This is a genomic window from Microcoleus sp. AS-A8, from assembly GCA_039962225.1.
Classification (GTDB): Bacteria; Cyanobacteriota; Cyanobacteriia; order Cyanobacteriales; family Coleofasciculaceae; genus Allocoleopsis.
Genome location: JAMPKV010000011.1, coordinates 32,512 through 47,006, shown reverse-complemented (window position 1 = coordinate 47,006; position 14,495 = coordinate 32,512). Strand labels below are relative to the sequence as shown.

Annotated in this window: 12 protein-coding genes; 8 read left to right on the top strand and 4 right to left on the bottom strand. The window is 48.5% G+C overall.

Annotation, left to right across the window (positions count from 1 at the left end; all coding sequences use genetic code 11):
- Positions 1-84: 84 nt before the first annotated feature.
- The gene (locus NDI48_18530; GenBank protein MEP0833170.1) at positions 85-435 is read left to right on the top strand and encodes a hypothetical protein; all 351 of its coding nucleotides are present in this window, start codon (positions 85-87) and stop codon (positions 433-435) included.
- A gap of 414 nt (positions 436-849) precedes the next feature.
- A complete protein-coding gene (locus tag NDI48_18525; GenBank protein MEP0833169.1) occupies positions 850-1,629 on the top strand; it encodes a PRC-barrel domain-containing protein in 780 nt (259 codons plus the stop codon).
- 291 nt (positions 1,630-1,920) lie between these two features.
- Here NDI48_18525 and NDI48_18520 read toward each other — a convergent pair whose 3' ends face one another.
- From NDI48_18520 to NDI48_18505, 4 genes are all read right to left on the bottom strand, one after another.
- Positions 1,921-3,132: an aspartate aminotransferase gene (locus NDI48_18520; GenBank protein MEP0833168.1), complete on the bottom strand. Its 1,212-nt coding sequence runs from the start codon at positions 3,130-3,132 to the stop codon at positions 1,921-1,923.
- A 164-nt stretch (positions 3,133-3,296) separates the two neighbouring features.
- Positions 3,297-4,451, bottom strand: coding sequence for an iron-containing alcohol dehydrogenase family protein (locus NDI48_18515; protein MEP0833167.1), 1,155 nt, complete (start codon positions 4,449-4,451; stop codon positions 3,297-3,299).
- Between the two features lie 193 nt (positions 4,452-4,644).
- Positions 4,645-5,166 (bottom strand): Ycf51 family protein, encoded by a 522-nt coding sequence (locus tag NDI48_18510; GenBank protein MEP0833166.1) that lies wholly within the window; start codon positions 5,164-5,166, stop codon positions 4,645-4,647.
- Positions 5,167-5,362: 196 nt separating this feature from the next.
- Positions 5,363-5,584, bottom strand: coding sequence for a hypothetical protein (locus tag NDI48_18505; GenBank protein ID MEP0833165.1), 222 nt, complete (start codon positions 5,582-5,584; stop codon positions 5,363-5,365).
- Between the two features lie 763 nt (positions 5,585-6,347).
- Between NDI48_18505 and glf the strand changes: the two genes are divergently transcribed.
- From glf to NDI48_18475, 6 genes are all read left to right on the top strand, one after another.
- Positions 6,348-8,933 (top strand): UDP-galactopyranose mutase, encoded by a 2,586-nt coding sequence (gene glf, locus NDI48_18500; protein ID MEP0833164.1) that lies wholly within the window; start codon positions 6,348-6,350, stop codon positions 8,931-8,933.
- Between the two features lie 344 nt (positions 8,934-9,277).
- On the top strand, positions 9,278-9,721 hold the full coding sequence (locus NDI48_18495) for a hypothetical protein (protein MEP0833163.1): 444 nt from the start codon (positions 9,278-9,280) through the stop codon (positions 9,719-9,721).
- An 89-nt stretch (positions 9,722-9,810) separates the two neighbouring features.
- Entirely contained in the window at positions 9,811-12,069 is a 2,259-nt protein-coding gene (locus tag NDI48_18490; protein ID MEP0833162.1) for a sugar nucleotide-binding protein, read from the top strand.
- Positions 12,070-12,093: 24 nt separating this feature from the next.
- Complete coding sequence (galE, locus tag NDI48_18485) at positions 12,094-13,170, top strand: UDP-glucose 4-epimerase GalE (protein ID MEP0833161.1); 1,077 nt, start codon at positions 12,094-12,096, stop codon at positions 13,168-13,170.
- An 82-nt stretch (positions 13,171-13,252) separates the two neighbouring features.
- On the top strand, positions 13,253-13,627 hold the full coding sequence (locus NDI48_18480; protein ID MEP0833160.1) for a signal peptidase I: 375 nt from the start codon (positions 13,253-13,255) through the stop codon (positions 13,625-13,627).
- A 454-nt stretch (positions 13,628-14,081) separates the two neighbouring features.
- Positions 14,082-14,486 (top strand): response regulator, encoded by a 405-nt coding sequence (locus tag NDI48_18475; protein MEP0833159.1) that lies wholly within the window; start codon positions 14,082-14,084, stop codon positions 14,484-14,486.
- The last annotated feature ends 9 nt before the right edge of the window (positions 14,487-14,495 follow it).

Sequence of the window (14,495 nt, the reverse complement as noted above, 5' to 3'; positions counted from 1 at the left end):
CTTGAGTTAGATGTTAAGGAAACATCCACTGAGCATAATAGGTTCAATCTTTTGTAGAGCTTACCAAAAAAGAGGGGTATAGTAGTGAAATATACATTTGAAATCTTAGGAATTTCTCCTGTCCTCGATTTTTTCAATCATCAACAAAATTTTGTCCAAAAACCTCTAACCGCAGGAATTGAATACTTGGGAAGCTATGAATGTAAGCTTGACGCTTTCCTGGAATCGATCGAGACTGTACCCCCCAAACAAGGTTGGAACATGGATGAGGTCGTGGACACAGTGATTCAATTCTGGGTCAACCACTCGGAACCGATTCGGTATTGGAAAACACGGTTATGTGATGCAGGTCGTGATAATTTGTTAGTGGCAAGAGTTGCTGATATCGGCTCATTAAAGGCGGAGTTTGAGACTCTACTCGATAAAAATATTTGAGACAAAAGTTAAAAGACGATTGTCAGCAAAACTTCCCCTAGTACAGTCATTTGATTTACATAGGTGGTAATTTTGTGGGAACTCTCCTACCCATTAATGATATAAAGGGTAGGAGGATGACTTCCTGAATCATTTTTGGCGTGTTCTTTTAAACTGAGGCCATTTCGCTTGTGTTTCGCTACACATCAACCCCCACTTCCTTAACCCCTAGCTTAGTTTTTACAGGCTCTCTCTCAACCTCTGTGATGCTCTTGAGAGGCTTTGAATTCTCTAGCGTTCTCGTTCTTCCAGTTCTCTCATCCTGAAAATGAGGAAATTTGAGGGCAATCGCGAAGAAAAATCACAGCGCCTTCCTGTTCCGACTGGAAAGCCAATGCAGATTGCATACTAGATGCATGGCTAAGGAGTTTATCTATGAACACACAACCACAGAGCGTTAAGCAGAGTGAGGTACTCAATCGACTGGTTCTAGATCGCCGCACAGCGGAAGAAGTTGGGCGTGTTGAGCAACTGTGGTTAAATCCTCAATCGCATCATGTTGTGGGTTTGACGTGCAAATCAGGATTCCTCGGCAATAAAAAACGCTCGTTTCCTTGGACGCAAATCGAGGCGATTGGCAACGATAGCATTTTAGTGAATGTTGATTCAGAGGCGATCGCTCCAGAGAAGCCGGAGGGTGCGGTTGCTTTAATCGGTCATGAGCTATGGACGGATGCGGGCAACAAAGCAGGCAAGATCGTTGACTATCTATTTTTGCCTCAAACCGGTACTGTCGCCAGCTATCTATTTACATCTAACGGCTGGCGTGGGGTTCTCGATGGGATTTACTTGCTCCCTGCTACAGCAATCGCGAGTGTTGGTAGTAAACGGGTGATTGTTCCCGATGCGATCGCTCAAGATCCTCAACAATATGCTGAGGGATTCAATCAAAGAATTTCTCAGACGGCAGATTTTCTCATGGAAGACTATAAGAAAACTCATGAGGATTGGCAGGCACTCAAGCGCGGTGTTCAAAACCTTCAAGAACAAGTTAAAGACAAAGCTGAGAAGGTAACCAATATTGCTAAAGACAAACTGGAAGAGGTGAAAGCCAAAGAGCAAGACGGTATTCAAGCGGATGATACGGTGAAGACGATTGATACGACGGCTGAACCGGTGCAGAGTACTCTTGAGTTACCGGAGAGTAATCCGTAGCGTTATTTGAGGGGGGATGGGTGGCGATCGCTCGTTCTGGATTTTGGGAGCGATCGCTTGAGTATTAAGCTAATCGGCAACTACTTCGTCACAGAGTTGGGCAAGATTAGCGAAAGCGTCAGTGAAGGATATTGGGTTGAGCATACTGAAGAATTCCCTAATCTTGTAGGGAGTTACTGTAGATTTTAGTTTGATTGATTGGAGAGCGAGCGCTCGTTCAATTCTCCAAGCCTGTTCGCCTCAACTAGCGTTGAGCATGGCTTCTATATCTCTGCTACTTATGCAAGGAGTTTATCCTTCAGCCTTCAGGAGTGCTTCCGGCTGATAGTAGATTCCAGATTGCTTAAATCGGCGCAGAACTTCGGCTAAGCGATCGCACTCGGCAATCAAACTAATCCGCACGTACCCCTCACCCGCTACTCCAAAGGCATTCCCCGGCGTGACAACAACACCCGTTTGCTGCAACACGTTGAGGGCAAAGTCGGTTGAACTCATCCCTGGGGTACAAGGCACCCACAGATACATCGTTGCTTTCGTTTTGGGAATCGTCCACCCCAACTCGCCTAACCCTTCAATCAGAAAATCGCGGCGGCGACGGTAACGCGCTTGGACTTCACTGACATAAACATCCGGTAGCTGTAAGGCGGTTTCGGCAGCCGTTTGCAACGCCGCAAAAATACCATAGTCCAAATTGGTTTTTAAGGTTCGCAAGCCTTGAATAACATGGCGATTTCCGACCACAAAACCAACGCGCCAACCCGCCATATTGTAGGTTTTTGATAACGTATGAAACTCGACGCCAATTTCCTTGGCACCGGGAATTTCGAGCAAGCTAGTGGGCTGATAGCCATCAAAGGCGAGTTCGGCGTAGCACAAATCATGAACCAGTAAGATTTCGTGCTTACGGGCAAAAGCCACAATATCTTTAAAAAATTCACGCGGCGCGGTGGCGGCAGTGGGATTACTGGGATAGTTGAAATAGAGAATTTTGGCGCGTTGGGCAACTTCGTCGGGAATGGCTCCTAAATCGATAATCCAGTCGTTTTCTGGTTTTAGAATCAAGCTGTGCAGAGTACCGCCAGCAATCAACGGCCCCCGGAAGTGAGCCGGATAAGCGGGACTGGGGACTAAAACCAAGTCACCTGGATTGACGTAAGCTAGGGCAAGGTGAGTCAGACCTTCTTTGGAACCCAACAGGGGTAAGGCTTCGCTATCGGGATCGAGTTCAACATCATAGCGACGACGGTACCAATTGGCGATCGCACGGCGAAAACTGGCAGTGCCTTCAAAGGGAGGATAGCCGTGATTGGCGGGATTTTGCAGGGCTGCGATCGCCGCTTCAATCACCGGCTGAGGTGCTGGGCCATCGGGATTACCCATCCCTAAGTCTATTAAATCAAGTCCCTGCTCACGGGCACGCGCTTTCAGCTCGTCTAAACGAGCAAACACGTAGGCAGGCAGGGCACTCACACGCTGGGCTGGGGTAATCCAATCTAACTTCATCAGAAAACCAGGCTTTTCCTAAACTTAAAAATTATAAAGGTATCGTTCCTCAATTAACCTGGCACGGTGATAATTTTCATCATGCCTGATCAATGCTCCTAACTTCCCCTTTAATGGACTTGAGCTGTGAGCCAAGAAATTGATTTCTTGGCGGGTGCGGAGGCTTACTGAGAGTCAGTGACAGCTACCGTCATACCCAACGGGCTGCGACTTTTATCCACTGGCGTTGTTGTAGAAACCATCGCCGCCATGAGCTGATCCGGCACTACCTCAAAGGGTAGGCGATGAATGTCGGAATTAGGATTACAGGCAATTTCAGCCGCTTTCCGTAACTCTGCCAAGGTGATGTTTCCTAACCCCAAATCTTCCAGCGTTTGAGGTAAACCAATTTCGGCGTAAAATTTCAGCAGTTGTTGCCGTGCAGATGCGGCTAATTGGTTACCCTGAAGCATTTCTTCTAAACGCAACTGCACGAGAATTCCATAGGCAACTTTCTCACCATGTAAGGCATCGTGGGCAGAGGGAAGATGTGTCAAGCCATTGTGAACAGCATGGGCGGCAACAGTCCGACACTGGGCACCCCCCAAACCGCCAATCACACCTGCGAGTAAAACCGTAGCATCCACCACTTCTCGCCAAGCTTCACTGCCTGGTTCTTTCAGGGCATCTGCTGATTTTTGAAACAGGATATCACGCAAAACTCTGGCCTGTTGGACAGCGGCAATAATTAGGGTAACGGGTGAACTAGCGCTACTGACAGACGCTTCATACCACTTGGCTAAGGCATCACCAATCCCGGCAACTAAGGTGCGTTGTGGTGCCGTCTGAATCAGGTTGTAATCGAGGATTAATAAGTCTGGGCAGTGGTTAAGAGGCACATCATAGAGGAATGCGCCTTCGTCGGAATAGATATTGGATAAAGCCGTCCAAGCCGCACAGGTGGCACCCGATGTCGGAATTGTCACAATAGGTAACTGGCACTGATAGGCTAAGAGTTTGGCGGTGTCTAAGGCTTTTCCGCCACCAATCCCAATAATCAAATCCGCTTGATGGGAGGCGGCAGCTTCTTTGAGTGCGGATAAAGAAGCTTCAGAGCAATCAGGACTGTAGGAGGCTGAGGAATAGCTGAGTTGCTGTTGTTCTAGGACAGGTTTTAGTTTTGAGGTGAGAGAAGCTAGGGTGCGATCGCCTCCCACGACTAAGGGACGCTTCCCCAGACGTGCGATCGCATCTCCAGATTGTTCCAGTGCTTGGTTACCCCGCAACACTTGAGCGGGTGCAACCGATAAGGACAGTAATGAAGTAGGGGCTTGGTTCATGCCTGTAGCAGAAAAGTCAGTTGAGTAGATCGGCCTATCATCCCGTTGGTGGGAGATCGTAATTGAGATCTTGACGAGTTGACCATAATACTATCAAAACAGTCAATTGCTCAACTTGGCAGATTTGGACTGACACTTGCTGAGGGCTGGTGTGAACCCGCCCATACCAGGACATGTCCTATCTGGAAATCCCTTAGGCGCTGGGTTTTGGCAGTTGGGCAAAGCTTTCGGGGTCGATATCAATCGCCATTTGTTCATCATCGCGGGTAGCCAGCGATCGCTTCACCTGCCCCAAAAATAGTGGCTTAGAAACACCGGGTTTTGGATGAATAATAGTACGCGCCCGAACCGTTAACTGGTTATCTGCCCCGCCACCCAAGCGTCCGTAAGAAAATAAGTCACTTGCGGCTTGGCGGAGAGTCGCTTCCAATTCAGTTTCGGTGATTTGCGAAGGGACAGTAATCACCGTTAGATTCCCGCCATTGTCATACACCCTTTTAAAAGGGACAGCACCTGGAATCGCAGTGTGGGTAAAAGGTACCAGTCCCAAGGCAAAGAAACTCCCTGTGAGAACTCCCATAAAGCTGGTAACTCCCACGAGGCGAAACCGGATGCCCCATTTGAAAATAAAAGCCAGTGTCGCCAGGGCACCGCAGACTACGGTCAGAATAGCTGACCATTGGGTAAAGCTATGAAAATCAGCGTTGTTGACCATAAGGAAAAGAAGTTGATCGTTACCTGTTCATTTTCCTTTTCATCTTCCCTGAATGATATTGAACCGTCAAATTGCTGATTTGTTGATGGGTCAGCTCCATCTGAGGAACTGTGGCGACCGCTTCAGCCAATTTATCTATATTAACTCTCAATAAACAACTCATTTACTCACTTTTTCGTTAAATTGAAGTAGCTGATTAACCCAGTACCTGCATCCAAATCCTTCTAACTAGAATTTCTTCTTCAGGCGAACACTTCGGCTTTTTAAATAACGGTGCTACCTGATGAGCATCCTCTGGGGAAACTCCAGCACGGATGAGGTTCCGCTCGCAAATTTTTTCTTGAACTGGGTTTCTACCTTGAGCAAGGAGCTGTAAATACTCGTAGTCATACATACCTACATCTAAAATTTCACACATAATTATTACTTCTTGATTTCTGCTATTTTCGAGATTTTGTTAGATACTTAAAGTGGAACCTAGAAATTTTCTAGACAGAAGACAACAACCGCGATGAACTTGTCAAACAAACAGGAGTGAATCGAGATAAAAGAATTGCTGTTTTCCTGGCACTTTAGAAACTTTACTATGGATATACTAAAGCTTCATGATTGTCCTTAGTAAGCAAAGTAACTCATCGAGTTTTCTCCACCGTCTAACTCAAGGATGGAGTTTCCATTAAGTTCTTCTGTAATCATCACTACAAAGAAGCGGTTTGCTGACATTCATTAATAATTCACCCACTGCGCCCTAGAAGCTGTTGTTAGATTCAATGAAAATGAAATTATTCATTGGAATTTGGGTGTTAAGCGTGACTGTATTTATAAACACACTCCCACTTAACATAACCTGAGTCTTAAGACATAAACATTTTTATTCCTGGGATAGACGGAAGGTTAAAGAGTACCCGCTATTGTTTGGTAAGCGACGGCGCTGATTTGAATAAAGGCAAATAGCTATGGAAGTTTTCATGAGGTAAAAGCAAGAACAATTATTTAGGTCGTGACGGTGTCTCTTCTTGACCTAACGTACTGAAATCAATAATTATTCTTGTTTTTGCGTTGAAACTATTCGTCACTCATAAGGATTAAATGAAGACTTTTCCCTAGGTATTATCTGCCTTTGGCAGCGCACAATTACTCTTAAGCAATCAATTTTAAAACAATCAAGGATGAGGCAGTATATGTCCCAAAATAAAAACAAAACGAAGAACAACAATCTCAGTAATATTGCCTCCGAAAATATGGGTGAACAAAAACGATCACTGCAAAACAAGTCCAGTAGTTTGAAGGGTAGTATCTTGTCAAGCGCTAGATCATCTAGACGTACATCTAATGCAGAAACGCAAGAATCCTCATTTCTACACTTATCTAACAAAGACTTTCTAGGTGGCGATGGCTCTACAGGAGTACCCGACCTAGTTTGCTTGTCCCATTTGCGTTGGAATTTCGTATTCCAAAGACCCCAACATCTTTTAACCCGCTTTGCCCAAGGACAGCGGGTATTTTTTATCGAAGAGCCAATTTTTAGCCCTGACTCCCCCGTAGCGCCGCAAAATTCTGGAGGGATAGAGGGGGTTGGCTGGTTGGATGTGACCAGACACGAGAGTGGAGTCTGGGTAGTGGTTCCCCATCTACAAGAAGGTCTGAGTGAGCAGAAGGTAAGTGTGGCTCAGCAGGTACTGCTGGATAATTTTTTTACAGAACATAAAATCCACAAGTACATCTTTTGGTACTACACACCAATGGCTCTGGCTTTTACCCGCCACTTAGAACCGATGGCAGTTGTGTACGATTGCATGGATGAGCTATCTGCTTTTAAGGGAGCGTCCCCTATTTTAAAAGAGTGCGAGGCTGAACTATTCCGTCGTGCAGATATCGTATTCACAGGGGGACAGAGCCTTTACGAAGCCAAGCGCAACCAGCACGAGAACGTCTATGCATTTCCCAGTAGTGTAGAGGTGGGACACTTTGCACAGGCGAGAACCAATCAAGAAGACCCCGCAGACCAAGCAAACATTCCCCATCCGCGCCTTGGATTTTATGGGGTGATAGACGAACGGATGGATATCGCACTGCTGGAAGGAATTGCCGACACTCGACCCGACTGGCATCTGGTGATGATTGGGCCAGTTGTCAAAATCGACCCAGCCAGCCTACCGCGCCGCGAGAACATCCATTATTTGGGTGGTAAAGACTATAAAGAGCTGCCTTCCTATCTGGCTGGCTGGGACTTGGCGATGCTGCCGTTTGCACGCAACGAGTCAACCCGCTTTATTAGCCCCACCAAAACGCCAGAGTACCTTGCCGCAGGCAAGCCAGTTGTCTCTACCTCGATTCGGGATGTGGTTCGTCCCTACGGGCAGGAACACTTGGTGCGGATTGCAGACACGGTTGCAGAGTTTGTCGCTGCCGCTGAAACGGCGATGCGTGACGATACTCAAGCATCAGGATGGCTCGCTCGCGTTGATACTTTCCTAGAGCAGATTTCTTGGGATCGCACTTGGAGTTCGATGATGCAACTGATTGAGTCGGCGTTAGGAACGCGGCATGAAAGGCTCATCGCTAGTCAGTCGTCTTCCACAAACGGAAAAATCCGGGAAGTGATAGACCTCAACGAACCCCCTAGTATCGTTACGAGAGACTTCGTTTTCGATTACCTAGTTGTTGGGGCAGGCTTCTCTGGCAGCGTCATCGCTGAACGCATTGCCACTCAATTGGGTAAGAAAGTTCTGGTTGTGGATAAGCGTAACCACATCGGCGGCAACGCTTACGATCATTACGACAATTCAGGCGTCCTCGTCCACAAATACGGCCCCCACATCTTCCATACCAACTCACGGGACGTCTTTGAGTACCTCTCCCGCTTTACCGAGTGGCGCTCCTACGAACACCGCGTCCTTGCCAGTGTAGACGGGCAACTCCTTCCCATTCCCATTAACCTCGACACCATCAACAAACTCTACGGACTGAAACTCACCTCGTTCCAGGTTGAAGAGTTCTTGGCGTCGCTGGCTGAACCCAAGGAGCACATCCGCACTTCAGAAGATGTTGTTGTGAGCAAGGTAGGGCGGGAACTCTACGAGAAATTCTTCCGTAACTACACCCGCAAGCAATGGGGACTCGACCCATCTGAACTCGATAAATCCGTCATCGCCCGCATCCCCACCCGCACCAACCGCGACGATCGCTATTTCACCGATACATACCAGGCAATGCCACTGCATGGCTTCACGCGGATGTTCGAGAACATGTTGAACCACCCGAACATCAAGGTGATGCTCAACACAGATTACCGTGAAATCCAGAAGGCAATTCCCTGCCGCGAGATGGTCTACAGCGGCCCCGTCGATGAATTCTTCGAGCTTCGCTACGGGAAGCTGCCGTATCGCTCGCTGGAGTTCAAGCACGAGACCCACAACAAGCCGGTGTTTCAGTCAGCACCAGTCGTGAACTACCCCAACGAGCAGCTCTACACCCGCATCACGGAGTTCAAATACCTGACGGGACAGGAACACGCCAAAACTAGCATCGTTTACGAGTTCCCGCGTGCCGAGGGCGACCCTTACTATCCCGTGCCACGTCCAGAGAACGCCGAGATTTACAAGAAATACAAGGCGCTAGCCGATGCAACGCCGGGAGTACATTTCGTGGGCCGATTGGCGACCTACAAGTACTACAACATGGATCAATGCGTGGCTCAAGCACTCACTGTTTACAAACAAATTAGCACCAAACAGCGAGCGGAAGCTGTGGGAGGACGTTCGTAGGAAGCGATAAAAGCTCACACACGAAGGTTCGAGCCCCCCTAGTCCCCGTCAAATAACAACGAAGTATCCTATCCTGTGCTTCCCCCTTTAAACAGGGGGGCAGGGGAGGCTCTAACAGGGGGAACAAAGGCTCCCGTTCCAAGTTATTTCAGCCCCAGGAAAACTCTCTGAAAAACGAGGAAACAAAGCCCCTCTTTGTAAACCGGAACTCATACCAGGAGGTTGGGGACGCTCTCAAAATTGAACATTACTAACCCAGAAGTATTGCTTCTCCTCCTACAAGTCCGGTTTCCTCATTCAGTAATATCTCACCTCTATCTAGAGCTTTTTTCCGAAAAGTTTCTATGCCTGAAGCTACCATCCTGCCAAAGCCAACATCTGCCGCTGAACTTTACCGCATTATCCGCAAACGAATTGATGACGAAGAAAACTTGCTCAATCAAAGAGTAATTTGGCTTATCTTCTCACAGCCTTTTCTGGTTAGTGCTGATGCGCTCATGCTGAACTCACCGCCAGAACCAAAAAGCCCAAGGTATGGCGATTTGCCATGTTGTCTTATTTGGCTTCTTCCTGCCCTGGCGCTGATATTAAGCCTTATTATTTATGCCAGCGTTATTAACGCCATATACTCTATAGCTGAATTGTGTGAGTCATTCGAGAGCTATTTCAAAGACGACACAATTGAGCATTTTCCTGCGATGAAAGACACGTTTTTTATACGTTGGTTAGGGGGTTGCCTCCTATTCTCGTGTCGTTACTCTTCATCGGAGCCTGGGTTTTCCTTTTGATCAAAGAATTTGCTTGAGCCTTGAATTATCACAGGGTGCATCTATACCCATTCACTATTATGGCAGCCCTGTAGCAGGACACTAATCTAATGAAGAGAGAGCCAATTACTATCTCACCCCTAGAGGTGTGGGCTGGAGTCGAATGCACCGTTAATCGCGTCGGCGACCAATATTTCGACCAGCTGGAGCTAAACGGTCATGCCTCCCGCATAGATGACCTCGACTTATTTGCAGAATTGGGTGTGCGTAGCATTCGCTACCCCGTACTGTGGGAGCGGACTGCACCCAACGGTAAGATGAGTGCTGACTGGTCATGGGCAGATGAGCGGCTTGGGCGTTTGCGTGAACTCGGTATTCGTCCCATCGTGGGTCTAGTTCACCACGGCAGCGGCCCTCGCCATACCAGCCTCATCGATCCAGCCTTTCCTGAGAAACTTGCTGAGTTCGCCCGTGCGGTTGCAGAGCGTTATCCGTGGGTAGAAAATTACACACCTGTCAACGAGCCACTGACGACGGCACGTTTCAGCGGACTGTACGGTCATTGGTATCCTCACGGACGGGATGGGTTAACCTTCGCTCGTGCCTTGCTTACGGAGTGCCGCGCCACTGTGGTTGCGATGCGGGCAATTCGTGAGGTAAACCCTGCCGCGCAACTGGTGCAGACGGAGGACTTGGGTAAAACCCATAGCACACCGCTTCTCGCATATCAGGCAGAGTTTGAGAATGAGCGCCGCTGGTTGAGCTTCGATTTGCTGTGCGGTCGCCTGCATCGCTCTAGCATAATATGGAATCACCTGTGCGACTTGGGTGTGGATGAAGCCGAACTACAGTGGTTTTTGGACAATCCTTGCCCACCAGACGTGCTTGGAATTAACCACTACCTCACGAGTGAACGCTTCCTAGATGAACACACAGAGAACTATCCAGCTTGCTCTCATGGCGGCAATGGTATACACAAATACGCAGACGTAGAAGCAGTACGTGTCTGTGCTGAGGGGACAGCCGGAACCCGTGTACTCCTGAAAGAAACATGGGAGCGCTACGGGCTGCCGTTGGCTATAACTGAGGTACACCTCGGCTGCACCCGTGAAGAGCAACTGCGCTGGTTGAAGGAAGTTTGGGATGGGGCGGTTTGGTTGCGGCACGAGGGCGTGGATGTGCGGGCGGTGACGGCTTGGTCTCTCCTCGGTGCCTACAACTGGAATAGTCTGGTAACTCGCGCTGAGGGTTACTACGAGCCAGGGGTGTTCGACCTGCGTGGCCCACGACCCCGACCCACAGCAATTGCCCGGATGGTAAGGGATTTAGCCACTAGGTACGAGTCCGATCACCCGTTACTTGAGACACCAGGCTGGTGGCACCGACCTGAGCGACTGCTCTACCCATCAGTCAGTTGTCGCCCAAAGGATTTAGGTTTCGAGACTGAGGACTGGCGACTAGGGACTAGGCAAGATGATTCTCAATCTCTAGCTCATCCACCATCCACCATCCACACTCCCAAATCAGTACGTCCCCTGGTAATCATTGGAGCGAGAGGGACTCTGGGCAAAGCCTTTGCCCGTGTGTGTGACGTCCGAGGTATCCCATACCACCTGCTGACTCGCTCAGAAATGGATATTACTAACCCCGCTTCCGTTGATACGGCTCTTACTCAATTAAATCCATGGGCGATTGTGAACGCGGCAGGGTACGTTCGTGTGGATGATGCGGAGCGCGAACCTGACATCTGCCTGCGTGTAAACGCTGAGGGGCCTGCTATCCTCGCGCAAAGTTGTGCTCATCGGGGAGTGGCGCTGCTCACCTTCTCATCAGACCTTGTATTTGATGGGACTGGTGCCAACCCTTATGTAGAAAGCAACGCAGTTGCACCTCTTAATGTGTATGGTCGCAGCAAAGCTCTGGCGGAGGCGAGGGTTTTAAAGGCTTATCCATCATCGCTAGTAATCCGCACGAGTGCATTCTTCGGGCCGTGGGATGAGTACAATTTTGTTACCATTGCACTACGCCAGTTGGCGGCTGGGCATCGGTTTATAGCCGCAGACGATTCTGTGATTTCGCCTACCTATGTGCCGGATTTGGTGAATGCTAGTCTAGATCTGTTAATTGACGGCGAGTGCGGCTTGTGGCACTTGGCTAATAATAGCGCGATCGCGTGGGCCCAGTTGGCGCGGCTGGCTGCTTCTATGGCTGGTGTTGATGCATCTGGTGTTGAAGCTCGTCCTACACGAGAACTTGGTCTTACCGCTCCCCGTCCAACGTACAGCGTTCTCGGTAGCGAGCGTGGTGTACTACTCCCCAGCCTGGATCATGCCATGGCCCGATATTTCGATGAGCGCCAAAAAGTTTAGATGTTCGAGGAGGAAGAAGTAAACGTGTCTCAGGGAAAATCTACCATTTTAGTAACAGGGGGGGCCGGATACATTGGCTCCCACGCTGTATTAGCTCTGATTCAGGCAGGTTACGAGGTAATCGTTCTGGATAATCTGTCCTACGGCCATCGAGAACTTGTGGAACAGGTGTTGAAGGTTAAGTTGATTGTGGGTGATATTAGCGATCGCGCCCTTCTCGACCAACTATTTACAACACACAATATTACGGCGGTGATGCATTTTGCGGCTTTTATTGCCGTCGGTGAATCTGTCACCGATCCCGCCAAATATTACCGCAACAATGTCGCAGGTACCCTGACGCTTTTAGAAGCAATGGTGGCCGCTTCTATTAATAAGTTTGTATTTTCTTCTACTTGCGCTCTTTATGGGGTACCAAAGACGATTCCCCTGGTAGAAGACCACCCTCAAGACCCCATCAGCCCCTATGCAACTACCAAGTGGATGGTGGAGCGAATGTTGTCTGATTTTGATCAAGCCTACGGTTTAAAGTCTGTGTGTTTCCGCTACTTTAACGCCGCAGGGGCGGACCCAACTGGCTTGCTGGGTGAAGACCACACGCCTGAAACTCACCTGATTCCACTGGTACTTTTAGCGGCTTTGGGTAAACGGGAATCCGTATCTATTTTTGGTACCGATTATGCTACCAGAGACGGCACTTGTATCCGGGATTATATTCACGTCACCGACTTGGCTCAAGCCCATGTTTTAGGTCTAGAGTACTTAGTTAAACAGGGAGATAGTGAGGTATTTAATCTAGGAAATGGTAGTGGCTTTTCTGTGCGAGAAGTGATAGAAACGACCCAGGAAGTCACGGGAAAAGCCATCAACATCGTAGAATGCGATCGCCGACCGGGCGACCCACCTGTCTTAGTGGGCAGTAGCGACAAAGCCAGAAAAGTTTTGGGTTGGCATCCTCAATACCCCAAGATCAAGGATATCGTAACTCATGCATGGCAGTGGCATCAGCAGCGGCATGGATCTTCCTTTTCACGGGAAATCCCGGAACTTCCAGATGAGGGAACAACAGGCACTAGGCAGAAGGCAGAGGGCACCAGGTAAAAAGAACAAAAGACATAGGGCAAAAAGGGGTTATTAATGCAGATTTGGTATGAGTTGCTCTCCCTTAGGAACAAATTAGCTAATGCCGCCTAAAGTTGTTTCTGGAAACGCCAGTGTTGAAGGTGCGAATCGATGGGGTTGGTTCCTCGGTCACTTTATTACTCCAAGCGATGACCCTCGTTCCACCCCCCTTCTAGAAGTGAAATGGGGTGTCCATCAAGCTGGAGACGGCAGAACCCAGTGGGCCACGAACATTGAAGCAACCACACTTTCCATCCTCATTAAGGGACGATTTCGCCTTCAATTCCCGGAGCAAGAGTTCCTAATGTCTCGTGAAGGCGATTATGTTCTCTGGCTGCCGGGGGTGCCTCATTATTGGTCTGCTGAAGAAGATTCTACTGTTCTGACTGTCCGATGGCCCTCGAAGCCAGAAGATAGCCGAGAAATTCCTGGGTAATACCAAATCCGACTTATAGACCCCTTTTTTAAACGTCTAAACAATATCTTCCCCACTCTCCCCCACTCCCCCACTCCCCCACTCCCCCCCTCTCCCACTCTCCCACTCCTCATTTAGGGAATAAGAGAGTTATCGAAACGGATTGCGTATTCAGCGGTTGCGGGGCTGTATTTTGCCGTTAGCATGAATAGGTTGCTTCAGTACCAAACCGTACTGAATCTCGATGCGGGTTGGAATTAACCTGAATGAAAGTTGGCAATTAGGCTCTCAACCCTTGCCTGTTACTGGTTGCTGTTCTTTAACTAGCTCTATCTTCAGAACTTCCAGTCTATTGACTAAAGAGCCTAATCATGCAATTAACAATTGCTGGCATTTGTCTATACACAAAACCGTAGGCAAATGCAGTCTGCTTAATTTGGCAGTGCTCTTTGCATATGGACAAAGTATCTCAAGGATGGTGTGTTATCAATCTTTATCGCTCGATGAGCTGCAAGTCCTCGTTGTTGAGAGTGACCCTGATTCTCGATATCTGCTGACCCTGTTGTTGGAAGAGTATGGCGTCGAGATGATCGCAGCAACATCGACAGATGAAGCTATAAAAATCCTGAAACAACTTAAACTAGACCTTTTAATCAGTGAAATTCGGTTGCCCAAGGAAGATGGCTACTCGCTGATGCACAAAGTGAAAACCCTTAAGATGCAAAAGCAAGTCCAGATTCCAGCAATTCCTCTGACAACATACGCCAGAAAAGGCGATCGCGCCCACGGTCTATCGGTCGGCTTTGAGGAGCACTTACCTAAACCGTTTGATATCAACAAGTTAATCACAACAGTTACTTGCCTAACTCAACACGTTTAATAAGTACCT

Coding starts and splice junctions, on each gene's coding strand:
- NDI48_18525 (MEP0833169.1), top strand. CDS start 850: ATGAACACACAACCACAGAGCGTTAAGCAGAGTGAGGTACTCAATCGA.
- NDI48_18520 (MEP0833168.1), bottom strand. CDS start 3,132: ATGAAGTTAGATTGGATTACCCCAGCCCAGCGTGTGAGTGCCCTGCCT.
- NDI48_18515 (MEP0833167.1), bottom strand. CDS start 4,451: ATGAACCAAGCCCCTACTTCATTACTGTCCTTATCGGTTGCACCCGCT.
- NDI48_18510 (MEP0833166.1), bottom strand. CDS start 5,166: ATGGTCAACAACGCTGATTTTCATAGCTTTACCCAATGGTCAGCTATT.
- NDI48_18505 (MEP0833165.1), bottom strand. CDS start 5,584: ATGTGTGAAATTTTAGATGTAGGTATGTATGACTACGAGTATTTACAG.
- glf (MEP0833164.1), top strand. CDS start 6,348: ATGTCCCAAAATAAAAACAAAACGAAGAACAACAATCTCAGTAATATT.
- NDI48_18495 (MEP0833163.1), top strand. CDS start 9,278: ATGCCTGAAGCTACCATCCTGCCAAAGCCAACATCTGCCGCTGAACTT.
- NDI48_18490 (MEP0833162.1), top strand. CDS start 9,811: ATGAAGAGAGAGCCAATTACTATCTCACCCCTAGAGGTGTGGGCTGGA.
- NDI48_18480 (MEP0833160.1), top strand. CDS start 13,253: ATGCCGCCTAAAGTTGTTTCTGGAAACGCCAGTGTTGAAGGTGCGAAT.
- NDI48_18475 (MEP0833159.1), top strand. CDS start 14,082: ATGGTGTGTTATCAATCTTTATCGCTCGATGAGCTGCAAGTCCTCGTT.